Raw genomic sequence first — 13531 nt, 5'->3', positions numbered from 1 at the left:
AGGAAGGTTAGGGCTGGCCATAGTCGCGGGCGCCGAAGAGAGCAGTGCCGATACGCACCCAGGTCGCGCCTTGTGCAATGGCAGCTTCCAGGTCGTGGCTCATGCCCATTGAAAGGGTGTCGAGCGGTAGATTCAGCTGCTCCTGCAACGTACGCACCGCAGCGAACGAGGCGTCCTGCGCCGCAGGATCGTCTGTGGGCTCGGGGATGGCCATCAGGCCACGCAGCTTCAGTCGCGGCAGGGCGATGATGGCGGCGGCAAGTGCAGGCAGGTCCTGGGGTGCGCAGCCTGACTTGCTGGCTTCGCCACTGACGTTCACCTGAATGCAGATATTCAGTGGCTCAAGCGCCTCGGGGCGTTGCTCGGACAGGCGTTGAGCTATTTTCAGGCGGTCCACGGAATGTACCCAGGCGAAGTTTTCGGCGATAGCGCGCGTCTTGTTCGACTGAATGGGGCCGATGAAGTGCCAGCACAAGGGCAGGTCGCTCAGTTCGAGCTGTTTGCCCAGCGCTTCCTGTAAATAATTTTCGCCAAAATCGCGCAAGCCTGCGGTGTAAGCTTCACGCAGGTCACTGGCGGGCTTGGTTTTACTCACCGCCAGCAGGCCGACGGACGCCGGTTCGCGATGGGCAGCGAGTGCTGCGTCGCGAATTCGCTGTTCGAGCGTTGAAATGTTCGCTGCTATCGTGGACATTGATTTGCGCCAGCAGGGCTAAAGTCTGCGGCATTCTATGTGATTGAGGAGCTGTATGGATATTACCGAGCTGCTGGCCTTCAGTGCCAAACAGGGCGCGTCGGACTTGCACCTCTCTGCAGGTCTGCCACCGATGATCCGCGTTGACGGCGATGTGCGGCGTATCAACCTGCCCCCGCTGGACGCCAAGGAGGTCAAGGCGCTGATCTACGACATCATGAACGACAAGCAGCGCCAGGATTTCGAAGAGCGCCTGGAGACCGACTTTTCGTTTGAAGTGCCGGGCGTTGCGCGCTTTCGGGTCAACGCATTCAACCAGAATCGCGGTTCAGGCGCGGTATTCCGGACCATCCCCTCGAAAATCCTGAGCATGGAAGACCTGGGGATGGGCAGTGTGTTTCGCAAGATTACCGACGTGGCGCGTGGCCTGATTCTGGTCACCGGGCCGACCGGATCAGGCAAGTCGACGACCCTGGCGGCAATGATCGACTACCTCAACTGCAATAAGCACCACCACATCCTGACCATTGAGGACCCGATCGAATTCGTCCACGAGTCGAAGAAGTGCCTGGTCAACCAGCGTGAGGTTCACCGCGATACGCTGGGCTTCTCGGAGGCGCTGCGTTCGGCCTTGCGCGAAGATCCGGATGTGATTCTGGTCGGTGAAATGCGCGACCTGGAGACCATCCGCCTGGCGCTGACCGCCGCGGAAACCGGCCACCTGGTGTTCGGCACGCTGCACACCACATCGGCGGCCAAGACCATCGACCGGATCGTGGATGTATTTCCGGCTCAGGAAAAATCGATGATTCGCTCGATGCTCTCCGAATCGCTGCACGCAGTCGTCTCGCAGGCGCTGCTCAAGAAGGTTGGCGGCGGACGGGTAGCAGCGCATGAAATCATGATGGGGACTCCGGCGATCCGTAACCTGATTCGCGAGGACAAGGTGGCGCAGATGTATTCATCGATCCAGACCGGTGGTTCGGTGGGCATGCAGACGCTGGACATGTGTCTGGCGGATCTGGTGAAGAAGGGCCTGATCACCCGCGAAAGCGCCAGGGAACGGGCCAAGGTGCCGGACAATTTCTGACGCGGCCCTGATCCGCAGCCGTGGCAGGAATGAAAAGGGGGCCTTGAACGAATTCAGGCCCCCTTTTTCATACTGTTTTCAAAGGCAGGTTCAGGTGCGGATCCGGATCGGCTCAGCGCTGAACCACGCGCATTTGCCCTGGCTGCTTGGGCAGAACGCGTTTGGCGATCTTGTAGTGGCTGTTCCAGTAAGGTTTGTTCAGCGTATCGACAGTGACAGCCTTGCCACGACGCGGCGCATGAACGAACTTGTTGTCGCCCAGATAGATGGCCACGTGATTGATGTTGCGGCTCTTGATGTTGAAGAACAGCAGGTCACCCGGCTTCAGATCCTTGCGGTCCACTGTCTGTCCATGACCCTGGGCCATGGCATTGGAGGTGCGCGGCAGGTCGACTTCACGGACATCCGTGTAGGCATATTTGACCAGCCCGCTGCAGTCCAGACCTTTACCGGGCGTCGTGCCGCCCCAGCGGTAAGGCGTTCCGACAGCCTGCAAGGCTCGTTTCACGACGGCGTTGCCCTGTTTGACAGGGACGGCGGCCGAGGCCTGCAAGGTGGTCTTGCCGGCATTCTTGCGTGAGAGCGGCTTGGCAGCGCGAACGTTCTTGGGGTGGCTGGATACTGGTGTGGCTTCCTGGGGTGCATTGCGAGTCGCGAGTGCCGGTGAAGAGTGACTTTTGGCGGTGTAGCCCGTGAAGCTCGCAGGAAGTTGTTGCTCACGATTGGTGGCGTGGGCGGCCAGTGGCATAAAAAGGCAAATGGTTAGCCATGTCTTGAAAAAAGGACGCATTCGGCAGGGCTCGTAGTGGTCAGCGCGCAACTTTATAACAGCTTTTTCGGAAAACCTGACCCCATTTGTCGAGCGCATCACACTGGCATCATTGCGTTTTATGCGACAGACTCTTTCTTTTTTCTTGCTAATCCCTTTAACGACAAGGGCTTGGCGGCATAAAAATGCCTCGGGTGCCATACGTCGGATAGGGGAAACGAAGTCACAAATTTGTTATGTATTTTTTTCTATCGACATAAAGAGGGCAAAAATGAACGCCTATCGTTCAGACACGCACAGCAAGGTCATGGGTTACCTGATGTGGATTTTCGGGTTCCTGGGCGCGCATCGCTTCTACTATGGCAAGCCGGTCACCGGGACCATCTGGTTCTTCACATTCGGTCTGTTTGGTATCGGCTGGCTGATCGACCTGTTTCTGATTCCATCGATGGACCGTGACGCTGACCTGCGCTTTACACCTGGCTCCACCGATTACAGCGTGGCGTGGGTGCTGCTGACCTTCCTCGGCCTGTTCGGCGTACACCGCATGTACCAGGGCAAGTGGATTACCGGGATCATCTACCTGTTTACCGGCGGGCTGTTTCTGGTGGGTATTCTGTATGACTTCTGGACAATGAATGACCAGATCTCGATGAAGAACGCCCGACGCGGGTGAGGCTTGCTCAGAGGCGGACGCAGAGCGTCAGGGCTTCTGCCCGCAGGGCGTGGGAGCGAACTTGTTCGCGAAGGGGTTTTTATGATCGCCGAGAATGCATCGACTGACACACTGTCTTCGCGAACAAGCAAAGCGTCGCCCGGTTCGCTCCTACACAAGCCTTGTCCACCGTAGGTCAGAGCCTGGTACCTCAACGACTGTAGCTGATCCGTCCATCCACCAGTGTGTAGCGTACCGAGCCCGGCAGGCAGTGGCCGATGAAAGGGCAGTTCTCACCTTTGGACAGCCAGGTTTCGCCTGCAACCGTCGAGGCCGCCGGGTCGAACAGCACGATGTCCGCAGGTGAGCCGGCATTCAGCTTGCCGGCCGGCAGGCGCAGGGCGGCGGCGGGGCCGCTGCTCAGGCGTGCAATAAGGGTCGGCAGGTCCAGCAGGCCATCGTCCACCAGCGTCATTGCCAGCGGAAGCAGCAGTTCCACGCTGCTGATGCCCGGTTCGGTGGCACCAAACGGTGCCAGCTTGGCATCGCGCTCATGCGGCTGGTGATGGCTTGAAATCGCCTGAATGACACCGCTCTTCACCGCTTCACGCAGGCCGTCGCGGTCGGCGCGGGTGCGCAGCGGCGGCTGGACGTGATACAGGCTGGAGAAATCGATGAGCGCTTCGTCAGTCAGAATCAGCTGGTACAACGCCACATCCGCGGTCACTGGAAGACCGCGCGCCTGCGCCTGAGCAATCAATGCTGCGCCACGCGCACTGGTCAGCTGGCTGAAATGCGCGCGGACACCGCTTTGCTCGACCAGCAAAAGGTCGCGAGCCAACGCCACTGTCTCGGCAGTCTCGGGAATGCCCGCCAGGCCCAGAAAGCTGGCAGTCGGGCCTTCGTGCGCCAGACCGCCTTCGGCCAGATCGCGATCCTGCGAATTGAAAATCACCGTCAGGTCGAAGGTGGCGGCATATTCCAGTGCCCGGCACAGCGTGCGGGTGTTGCTGAAGCTGCTCAGGCCATTGCCGAACGCGACACAACCTGCGTCGCGCAGCGCGATGAGCTCTGCCAGTTGCTCGCCTTCCAGCCCCTTGCTGAGGGCTCCAACAGGGAACACCTTGCTGAAACCGGCCTCGCGGGCACGGTCCAGAATCAATTCGGCCACCGCCGAGGTGTCGAGCACCGGACGGGTACGGGGCGGGCAGCACAGGCTGGTCACACCGCCTGCCACCGCCGCACGGGTTTCGCTGGCAATGCTGCCTTTGCGGCTGTAGCCCGGTTCGCGCAGGGACACGTTGAGGTCAACCAGACCGGGCGCTGCGACCAGTCCGGCTGCGTCGATGGTCTGAGTCGGCTCAAACCCTGCCGGTGCGGCACCGAGGGCGGTAAGCTTGCCTGCTTCGATGTGCAGGTCGGTAATCTGATCCAGCCCGCTGACCGGGTCGATGACGCGAGCGCCGAGGATGCTGAGCTTCACTGGGCGTTCTCCTGTTCGAATTGGCGTTGTGCGTTTTGTCCGCTCATGGCCATGGACAGCACCGCCATGCGGATCGCAATACCGTAGGTCACTTGATTGAGAATGACTGAATGCGCGCCGTCGGCCACCGCCGATTCGATTTCAACCCCGCGGTTGATCGGGCCGGGGTGCATGACAATCGCATCCGGTTTCGCGGCGGCCAGGCGTGCGGTGGTCAGACCGAACAGGCGATAGAACTCGCCTTCGCTGGGCAGCAGGCCGCCGGTCATGCGCTCGCGTTGCAGGCGCAGCATGATGACCACGTCAACGTCCTTCAAGCCTTCGTTGAGGTCGGTATAGACCTTGACGCCGTACTGTTCGACGCCGACCGGCAGCAGGGTTTTCGGCCCGATCACGCGGATGTCCGGGCAGCCCAGCGCCTGAAGCGCGAGCATGTTGGAGCGCGCAACCCGTGAGTGCAGGATGTCGCCGACGATGGCCACCGACAGGTTTTCGAAGCCGCCCTTGTGCCGGCGGATGGTCAGCATGTCGAGCATGCCCTGAGTCGGGTGAGCATGGCGGCCGTCGCCGCCGTTGATGATCGCAACGTCCGGACATACATGTTCGGCAATGAAGTGCGCTGCACCCGAGTCTGCGTGGCGCACGACGAACATGTCGGCGGCCATCGCCTCAAGGTTGCGCAAGGTGTCGAACAGCGTTTCGCCCTTGCTGGTGGACGAGGTCGAGACGTTCAGCGAGATTACGTCGGCCGACAACCGCTGGGCCGCCAGTTCAAAGGTGGTCCGGGTGCGTGTGGAGTTCTCGAAGAACACATTGCACACCGTCTTGCCGCGCAACAGCGGGACCTTCTTTACCGCTCGAGCACCGACCTCAAGGAACGAGTCGGCGGTGTCGAGAATTTCGGTGAGCAGCTCGCGTGGCAAGCCGTCCAGAGACAGAAAATGGCGAAGCTGGCCCAGGTGGTTGAGCTGCAGCGGGCGCTTGGCGTCGAGAGGCGTCATCGCAATGGACTCTTAAAGGGCGGTGGAGAGGTCTTGAAGTTCGAGCGCCAACGGCTCGGGGCCGGACAGCTTGATGCGTTCATTCGGTGCCAGTGCCAGAGTCGCCCCGACCACGTTCGGGCGGATCGGCAGTTCACCGGCGTTCAGGTCCAGCAGGCAGACCAGCGTGACGCTGGCCGGTCGGCCGTAATCGAACAGTTCATTGAGGGCGGCGCGAACGGTGCGCCCGCTCATCAGCACATCGTCGATCAGCACCAGATGCTGGCCTTCGATCTCGAACGGCAGGTCCGAAGGGCGCACCTGAGGATGCAGGCCGTTCTGGCTGAAATCATCGCGATAGAACGAAACGTCGAGTGTGCCCAGCGGCGCGGGGTTGTTCAGTGCCTTGAGCAGCGCCTGGGCAACCCACACACCGCCCGTGCGGATGCCGATGAAACGAGGATCGCTGATGCCGCGCTTGCTCAGGTGAGCGTTCAGGTCAGTGGCCATCTGACGAATCAGTCCGGCGGGATCGGGCAGGCTCATATTTGCTCCTTTGAGGCTCGGGCAGCGTCCTTCCCAGACTGTGTAAAAACTACTGCGCTTGGCAATACTGCGTTAAAAACAGGCGAAAAATGCTCATTTGGAACACCTGGAGTCGATCGCGACCCCGGCCGTTTTTTGCCTGTTTTTGCCTTGTCTTGCCTTCGCTCGTGACGTTTTTACACAGCCTGGTCCATGGCGCGATGCTCAAGCGATAACGTGGAATCCGGGTATCTCGAAGCGATAAGGGCTGAAAAAGTCACACATTCAGCAGATCGGGGTGTTCGTCCAGCCAGCCCTGCAGCAGGAGCGCAGCGGCAATGGCATCCACCGGATTGTCGCGGTAGCTGCCTTTTTGCCCGCCGCGAGCCATGCGCTCGCCCTTGGCCTCGAAGGTGGTCAGGCGTTCGTCGTGGGTGTAGACCGTTACGCCGAACCGGCCATTGAGTTTGCGCGAAAACTTTTCGGCGCGGGCGCTCATGTCACTGGGCGTGCCGTCCATGTTCAGCGGCAGACCGACCACAATCGCATCAGGTTTCCATTCGTTGATCAGTGCCTGAACCTTGTCCCAGTCCGGCACGCCGTTCTGCGCTTTGAGGGTACAGAGTTCGCGTGCCTGGCCGGTAATCGCCTGGCCGACCGCAACGCCGATCTGGCGGGTGCCGTAATCAATCCCCAGCAATAGCCGTAAAGCGGCCATCAAGCGTGTCCTGCCTGGGTCGAGATGAGATTGAGATCGATGCCCAGACGTCTGGCCGCCGCATCGAGGCGCTGCTCGCTGTCGACATCGAACAGGATGGCCGGGTCGAACGAGCAGGTCAGCCAGGCGTTGTCGGCCATTTCGGCATCCAGTTGACCGGCGTCCCATCCAGCGTAGCCAAGAGTGATTACATTTTGATCAGGCCCGTAACCATCGGCGATGGAAAACAGCACATCCTGCGAGGTCGAAAGCGAAATTCCGCCCGGTAGATTGACCGTAGCCTGAAACACCTGGCCGCTCGGGTGTAGGACAAATCCGCGATCGGTCTGCACCGGCCCTCCCGAATGAATGGCGATTTCCTGGCAGCGTTTCGGTGCAGGAAGCTCAGGTCGAAGCTGTTCGAGTACGTCTGCCAGGGTCAGGCTTTGCGGGCGGTTGATCACCAGGCCCATTGCGCCATTGGCGTTGTGCTCGACAACGTAGGTCAAGGTCTGAGCAAAGTTCTCGTCGTGCATGTGGGGCATGGCGATCAGGAACTGGTGCTTTAGATAACTCGGGGAGACTTTTTTCATGAGTCCTAGTTTGGCGTTGCCTTGCCAGCCTGACAACTGACACTTGTACATGTCGGGCATCAGTTGGCAAAAAATTCAGTTGCTTGACAGCTTGTCGCCGCGTGCAAATTTCCAGGTGCGAATGATCTCCAGCCGGTCGATGTCGGCCAGATCGCCGGTGAACGGCGCAAAAGGCGCCGCCAGACGCACGATTCGTTGTGCGGCCTGATCCAGCAAAGGCTGCCCTGAGGATTCGAGCACCAGCACTTCATACAACGAGCCGTCCCGATTGATTGACACAAGAAGTCGCAGATTGCCGTAGATCTGCTTGCGCCGTGCTTCCTCAGGATAGTTCAGGTTTCCGACCCGCTCGACCTTCTTGCGCCAGTCGTCCTTGTACCAGGCACCTTTGTCGCGCATGGTCGAGGCCGCATTGAGGCGGTGGATCTTCGGGCGCTTGGCATAAAGTTGCTGCTCGTTCGACAGTTCGGCTTCCAGACTGGCAATTTCGTTGCTCAGCTCCGAGCTGTCGAAGGTCGGTGCGGCCTTGGTGGTCGGCTCGGGCTTGACCTCGTCACGTTTGGCGACGGTTTTCTGCTGGCTGGGCGCGGTGGTCGCGACGGCAGTCTTGGGTGCTTCCTGCTTGACCACCGGCTTGCTGGCCGGTGGTGGGGTGACCTTGTTGACCTTGGTGTCCTGATAGGGGGCAAGCTCGGTGGTCTTGAGCGTTTCGGCCTTGTCCAGTGTGCCGCTGCCCTGCTGGTCGTCCTGCGCCAGAAAGTCGGCCTGCCTGGGCTTTTCTTCGCTCTTGAACGTGGCGAGGGTGATTTCCAGGGTCTGCGAGATCTGCTCCGGCTTTACATAAGTGAAACCCACGCCAAGGATCACCGCGAGATGGATCAGCGCCGCGATCATCATGGTAAAGCCCAGCCGATCGGCAGGACGCACACCCACATTGGCGAGTTCGAGGGGCAGGTCGTTTCTGGCCATGGATGTCATTGGCGGTTCAGTATCTCGTCAGCCTGCATGTCAAAATCCGTGTCGTGTTACAGGTGGCGCATGATAACGCAATGTACGGTGCAACTTTGCTGCGGATCAGACGAAGTGATGCGTCTGCACACCGTTCATCGTTATACACACGTCTTGAAACACCCGAAAAACAGGGCTTTTGTTGGGGCGGACCGGGCGACGCTTCGTTTGTCCACGAAACGGTAGTTCAAACGTCGCTACACACCAGTCCGCTTTTGATTCTGGCCGAAGGCCGTGGGAGCGAACCGGGCGACGCTTCGCTTGTTCGCGAAGGGGTCGGTACAATCGTTGAAAGTGCCTGTTCTGAACCACCGTCTTCGCGAACAACTCAGTGCTTTATCAGCCCTTGCGCGCTTGCAGCTTTTTCTCGATCGCATCCATCAGCAGGCCACCGATATCAGTGCCGTAGGCATTGTCGATTTCGCGGATGCAGGTCGGGCTGGTGACGTTGATCTCGGTCAAGTGCTCGCCGATCACGTCCAGGCCGACAAACAGCAGGCCTTTTTCACGCAGGGTGGGGCCGATCTGTTCGGCGATCCAGCGGTCCTTGTCGCTCAGCGGACGGGCTTCGCCACGCCCGCCGGCGGCCAGGTTGCCGCGCGTCTCGCCAGCGGCAGGGATGCGCGCCAGGCAATACGGGACCGGTTCACCGTCGACCATCAGGATGCGTTTGTCACCGTCCTTGATGGCCGGCAGGTAGCCTTGCGCCATGATTTGCTGGGTGCCATGAGCCGTCAGGGTTTCGAGGATCACCGACAGATTCGGGTCGCCCACGCGATGGCGGAAGATCGACGCGCCGCCCATGCCGTCCAGCGGCTTGAGGATCACGTCGCCGTGCTGTTCGGCGAATTCGCGAATGATGTCCGCGCGACGGCTGACCAGCGTTGGCGGCGTGCACTGCGGAAACAGGGTGGCGAACAGCTTCTCGTTGCAGTCACGCAGGCTCTGTGGCTTGTTGACGACCAGCACACCTGCACGCTCTGCCTGCTCCAGCAGGTAGGTGGCGTAGACGAATTCCATGTCGAAAGGCGGGTCCTTACGCATCAGGATCACGTCCAGATCGTCGAGGCCCGCATCGACTTCGGCTTCGAACTCGAACCATTTGGCCGGGTCGGCAAACACCTTGAGCGGCTTCATGCGTGCACGGGCCTGGCCCGCGTTCTGATACAGATCCTTCTGTTCCATATAGAACAGTGACCAGCCGCGGTTCTGTGCGGCAAGGAGCATGGCCAGCGAGCTGTCCTTTTTATAGGAAATGCGCTCAATGGGGTCCATGACAATCCCTAGGCGAACGCTCATGGGCAATATCCTCTGATCGGTAAGGGCCGCAACGGCCGTAAAATTGGCATCAGGGTGGCGTTCCGTTTGCTCCCGGTCAAGGGGCAGGCCCGCCACGGTGTGCTTTATGGATTGAGTCTGGAGAGTATGCTAAAAAGGCTCGGCATCCGGTCTTCGATCCCTGTGGATCAATGAAGCGATACCGACAGGCTCCCAGTGCCTCGCAGAATGCGCAAAAATTCGCTGCGGCGATGGAAGAGCAGCTATGGAACAACACGCCTCCGCCTTGAAAGTCATGGTCATCGATGACTCGAAGACCATCCGCCGCACCGCCGAAACGCTGCTTAAAAATGCAGGCTGTGAAGTCATCACTGCGATAGACGGTTTCGACGCGCTGGCCAAGATTGCCGATAACCACCCACGAATCATATTCGTAGATATCATGATGCCGCGTCTGGACGGTTATCAGACGTGCGCGCTGATCAAGAACAACCGGGCATTCAAGTCCACGCCGGTCATCATGCTGTCCTCCAAGGACGGACTGTTCGACAAGGCCAAAGGGCGGATTGTCGGTTCCGATCAGTTTTTGACAAAGCCTTTCAGCAAGGAAGAACTGCTCAGCGCGATCAAGGCTCATGTGCCGGGCTTCGTTGCAGCAGAACAACACATACCATGACGCCCGCGCCTGATGTAGCGCGCTCGTAATCCGACGGGGAACACCCATGGCTCGAATATTGATCGTCGATGACTCGCCGACTGAAATGTACAAACTCACCGGCATGCTGGAAAAGCACGGTCATGATGTGCTGAAAGCCGAAAACGGCGCTGATGGCGTGGCCCTGGCCCGTCAGGAAAAGCCCGATGCAGTGCTGATGGACATCGTCATGCCGGGGCTCAACGGCTTTCAGGCCACCCGCCAGCTGACCAAGGATGCCGACACCAGCATGATTCCGGTGATCATGATCACCACCAAGGATCAGGAGACCGACAAGGTCTGGGGCAAACGCCAGGGCGCGCGGGATTATCTGACCAAGCCGGTGGATGAAGAAACCCTGATGAAGACCCTGAATGCGGTGCTCGCCGGCTGATTGCCGGGATCGTCATGGCTGAGCCACGTACCGCCTTCGAACTGCTTCTGGATATGGATCGACGCTGTCGCTCGCTGGCGGCGGGCCTGCCGCTGCAGGAAGCCCATCAGCAGGATTGGGTCGGCATCGGTTTCCGGATGGGTGAGCAGCGCTTCGTGGCGCCTATCGGCGAAATCGCCGAAATCCTTCACGAACCCCATCATGCGGTCATGCCAGGTGTGAAATTCTGGGTGGCGGGCATCGCCAATCTGCGTGGCCGACTGTTGCCGCTTCTGGATTTATGCGGATTTTTCGGTCACGAGCTGGTTGTAGTGCGCAAGCAGCGACGGGTACTGGTTGTCGAGCACAACGACGTTTTTGCCGGTCTGCTGGTCGATGAGGTGTTCGGCATGCAACGTTTCAGTCAGTTGAGCCTCATACCCCAGACGTCGCAAGACACCGATCAACGCATCGCGCCGTTCCTGCGCGGGCAGTTCATTCGCGAGCAGGCGTGGCAGATATTCAGCCCGTGGGCTCTGGTGCAGTCTGCCGACTTCATGGACCTGGCGTCCTAGCATGTCGGGCCTGGTGTGTTTCACAATTGATCCAGGCGGGGGCCTGATTAATGAGTAGTACAGACCGGTCAAGGGAAGGTGCAAGAAGCCGTACGCAGATTATTCTGCTGTTCGTTGCGCTGATTATTTTCATCATGTTGCTGTTCGCCAACTTCGCCTACCTCAACACCCAGTCGAACTACGACAAACAGTACATCGGGCATGCCGGCGAGCTGCGCGTGTTATCCCAGCGCATCGCGAAAAACGCCACCGAAGCGGCGGCCGGCAAGACCCAGGCGTTCAAATTGCTGGCCGATGCGCGTAACGATTTCGACGTCCGCTGGGGCTACCTGAAAAAAGGCGATCCGGCCACCGGGCTGCCTGCAGCTCCCGATCTGATACGCGACGAGTTGCGCGCCGTCCAGCGCGACTGGGAAGGGCTGCGCAAGAGCACCGACGTGATTCTGGCCAGCGAACAGACGGTGCTGTCGCTGCATCAGGTGGCGGCAACGCTGGCCGAAACCATCCCGCAGTTGCAGGCCGAATACGAAAAGGTGGTCGAAAACCTGCTGCAAAGCCGTGCGCCTGCCGCCCAGGTGGTGGTGGCGCAGCGTCAGGCGCTGCTCGCAGAGCGAATCCTCGGCTCGGTCAATACCGTGCTCGCCGGTGATGAAACGGCCGTGCAGGCCGCTGATGCTTTTGGCCGTGATGCCAGTCAGTTTGGTCGCGTGCTCAACGGCATGCTGGAGGGCAACGCGACACTGCGAATCTCTCAGGTCGAGGACCGTGATGCACGGGCAAGGCTGGCGGAAATCGCCGAACTGTTCGAGTTCGTCTCGGGCTCGGTGGACGAGATTCTCGAAACCTCTCCCGAGCTGTATCAGGTGCGTGAAGCTTCCGGCAACATTTTCAACACCTCCCAGACCCTGCTGGATGAAACCTCGGTGCTCGCCAACAGCCTGGAAAACCTGGCCAAGCGCCGCACCGTGAATACTGTCGGCGGCTATGTACTGGGCTTGCTGGCGCTGATGTCGATCATCCTCATTGGTCTGGTCATGGTTCGCGAAACCAACCGCCAGTTGCGCGAGACCGCGCAGAAAAGCGAGCGTAACCAGACGGCGATCATGCGTCTGCTGGACGAGATCGAAAACCTCGCCGATGGCGACCTGACGGTGACGGCCTCTGTGACCGAAGACTTCACCGGGGCGATTGCCGACTCCATCAATTACTCCATCGATCAACTGCGCGAACTGGTTGTGACGATCAACCTGACGGCCGAGCAGGTGGCTGCTGCCGTCACCGAAACCCAGGCCACGGCGATGCAGCTGTCTGCCGCCTCCGAACACCAGGCGTTGCAGATCAGTGCTGCTTCGACCGCAATCAACGACATGGCGGCGTCGATTGATCAGGTCTCGACCAATGCTTCGGAATCCTCTGCGGTAGCCGAGCGTTCGGTAGCGATTGCCAACAAGGGCAACGAAGTTGTGCATAACACTATCCACGGCATGGATAACATTCGCGAACAGATTCAGGACACCTCCAAGCGCATCAAACGCCTGGGTGAGTCCTCTCAGGAAATCGGCGACATTGTCAGCTTGATCGACGATATTGCCGATCAGACCAATATTCTCGCTCTCAACGCGGCCATTCAGGCGTCCATGGCCGGCGATGCCGGACGGGGCTTTGCCGTGGTGGCCGACGAAGTGCAGCGGCTGGCCGAGCGTTCGTCGTCTGCCACCAAGCAGATCGAGACGCTGGTGCGGGCCATTCAGAACGACACCAACGAGGCGGTCATCTCTATGGAGCAGACCACCAGCGAAGTGGTGCGCGGCGCGCGGCTGGCGCAGGACGCCGGCGTTGCGCTCGGGGAAATCGAAGGGGTTTCCAGAGTGCTTGCCGAGCTTATCGAAAGTATCACCGATGCCGCCCATCAGCAGGCCGAGTCGGCCGGCCAGATCTCACAGATCATGACTGTGATTCAGCAGACCACCTCGCAGACCACCTCGGGCACGTCGGCCACGGCTGAAAGCATTGGCAATCTGGCAAAAATGGCCAGCGAAATGCGTCGTTCGGTATCGGGTTTTGCCCTGCCGCCATCGAAAAAAGCCGGATGATGTACAACCAATGAACAACCTTGA

At 59.7% G+C, this 13531-nt stretch carries 15 protein-coding genes; 6 read left to right on the top strand and 9 right to left on the bottom strand.

Features of this window, described 5'->3' with window-relative positions; translation table 11 throughout:
• Positions 1-7 precede the first annotated feature (7 nt).
• Positions 8-694: a YggS family pyridoxal phosphate-dependent enzyme gene (locus ALO80_RS20840; protein ID WP_055010361.1), complete on the bottom strand. Its 687-nt coding sequence runs from the start codon at positions 692-694 to the stop codon at positions 8-10.
• Between the two features lie 55 nt (positions 695-749).
• Here ALO80_RS20840 and ALO80_RS20835 point away from each other — a divergent pair, with 55 nt between their 5' ends.
• Positions 750-1784 (top strand): type IV pilus twitching motility protein PilT, encoded by a 1035-nt coding sequence (locus ALO80_RS20835; protein ID WP_054986071.1) that lies wholly within the window; start codon positions 750-752, stop codon positions 1782-1784.
• A gap of 112 nt (positions 1785-1896) precedes the next feature.
• Here the strand turns inward: ALO80_RS20835 and ALO80_RS20830 are convergent, their stop codons facing one another.
• A complete protein-coding gene (locus ALO80_RS20830) occupies positions 1897-2574 on the bottom strand; it encodes a C40 family peptidase (RefSeq protein WP_055010360.1) in 678 nt (225 codons plus the stop codon).
• A gap of 250 nt (positions 2575-2824) precedes the next feature.
• Between ALO80_RS20830 and ALO80_RS20825 the strand changes: the two genes are divergently transcribed.
• Positions 2825-3229, top strand: coding sequence for an NINE protein (locus ALO80_RS20825; RefSeq protein ID WP_055010359.1), 405 nt, complete (start codon positions 2825-2827; stop codon positions 3227-3229).
• A gap of 190 nt (positions 3230-3419) precedes the next feature.
• Here the strand turns inward: ALO80_RS20825 and ALO80_RS20820 are convergent, their stop codons facing one another.
• From ALO80_RS20820 to gshB, 7 genes are all read right to left on the bottom strand, one after another.
• On the bottom strand, positions 3420-4691 hold the full coding sequence (locus tag ALO80_RS20820) for a dihydroorotase (protein WP_054986074.1): 1272 nt from the start codon (positions 4689-4691) through the stop codon (positions 3420-3422).
• Positions 4688-5692 (bottom strand): aspartate carbamoyltransferase catalytic subunit, encoded by a 1005-nt coding sequence (locus ALO80_RS20815; RefSeq protein WP_054986075.1) that lies wholly within the window; start codon positions 5690-5692, stop codon positions 4688-4690. Before ALO80_RS20815 ends, ALO80_RS20820 begins: the two co-directional genes overlap by 4 nt.
• A 12-nt stretch (positions 5693-5704) precedes the next feature.
• Complete coding sequence (pyrR, locus tag ALO80_RS20810) at positions 5705-6217, bottom strand: bifunctional pyr operon transcriptional regulator/uracil phosphoribosyltransferase PyrR (protein WP_054986076.1); 513 nt, start codon at positions 6215-6217, stop codon at positions 5705-5707.
• Positions 6218-6473: 256 nt separating this feature from the next.
• Positions 6474-6914 carry a Holliday junction resolvase RuvX gene (gene ruvX / locus ALO80_RS20805; RefSeq protein ID WP_054986077.1) on the bottom strand — a complete coding sequence of 147 codons (441 nt, stop codon included), beginning with the start codon at positions 6912-6914 and terminating at the stop codon, positions 6474-6476.
• The gene (locus ALO80_RS20800; RefSeq protein WP_054986143.1) at positions 6914-7486 is read right to left on the bottom strand and encodes a YqgE/AlgH family protein; all 573 of its coding nucleotides are present in this window, start codon (positions 7484-7486) and stop codon (positions 6914-6916) included. The genes ruvX and ALO80_RS20800 overlap by 1 nt, the downstream gene beginning before the upstream one ends.
• Positions 7487-7561: 75 nt before the next feature.
• Positions 7562-8464: an energy transducer TonB gene (locus ALO80_RS20795; protein ID WP_054986078.1), complete on the bottom strand. Its 903-nt coding sequence runs from the start codon at positions 8462-8464 to the stop codon at positions 7562-7564.
• A 369-nt stretch (positions 8465-8833) separates the two neighbouring features.
• A complete protein-coding gene (gene gshB, locus ALO80_RS20790) occupies positions 8834-9793 on the bottom strand; it encodes a glutathione synthase (protein ID WP_055010358.1) in 960 nt (319 codons plus the stop codon).
• A gap of 244 nt (positions 9794-10037) precedes the next feature.
• Between gshB and pilG the strand changes: the two genes are divergently transcribed.
• From pilG to ALO80_RS20770, 4 genes are read left to right on the top strand one after another with little or no spacing between them, the layout of a single operon-like run.
• On the top strand, positions 10038-10448 hold the full coding sequence (pilG, locus tag ALO80_RS20785) for a twitching motility response regulator PilG (protein ID WP_003366149.1): 411 nt from the start codon (positions 10038-10040) through the stop codon (positions 10446-10448).
• 46 nt (positions 10449-10494) lie between these two features.
• The gene (gene pilH, locus ALO80_RS20780) at positions 10495-10860 is read left to right on the top strand and encodes a twitching motility response regulator PilH (protein ID WP_055010357.1); all 366 of its coding nucleotides are present in this window, start codon (positions 10495-10497) and stop codon (positions 10858-10860) included.
• A 14-nt stretch (positions 10861-10874) separates the two neighbouring features.
• Positions 10875-11414, top strand: coding sequence for a chemotaxis protein CheW (locus tag ALO80_RS20775; protein WP_054986080.1), 540 nt, complete (start codon positions 10875-10877; stop codon positions 11412-11414).
• 50 nt (positions 11415-11464) lie between these two features.
• Positions 11465-13507: a methyl-accepting chemotaxis protein gene (locus ALO80_RS20770; protein WP_054986081.1), complete on the top strand. Its 2043-nt coding sequence runs from the start codon at positions 11465-11467 to the stop codon at positions 13505-13507.
• Positions 13508-13531: the final 24 nt, after the last annotated feature.

The sequence above is a fragment of the Pseudomonas caricapapayae genome, from assembly GCF_001400735.1.
In the GTDB taxonomy this organism is placed as follows: Bacteria; Pseudomonadota; Gammaproteobacteria; order Pseudomonadales; family Pseudomonadaceae; genus Aquipseudomonas; species Aquipseudomonas caricapapayae.
Note: the sequence above shows the minus strand (reverse complement) of the source record. Positions and strands in the feature narration are given on the sequence as shown.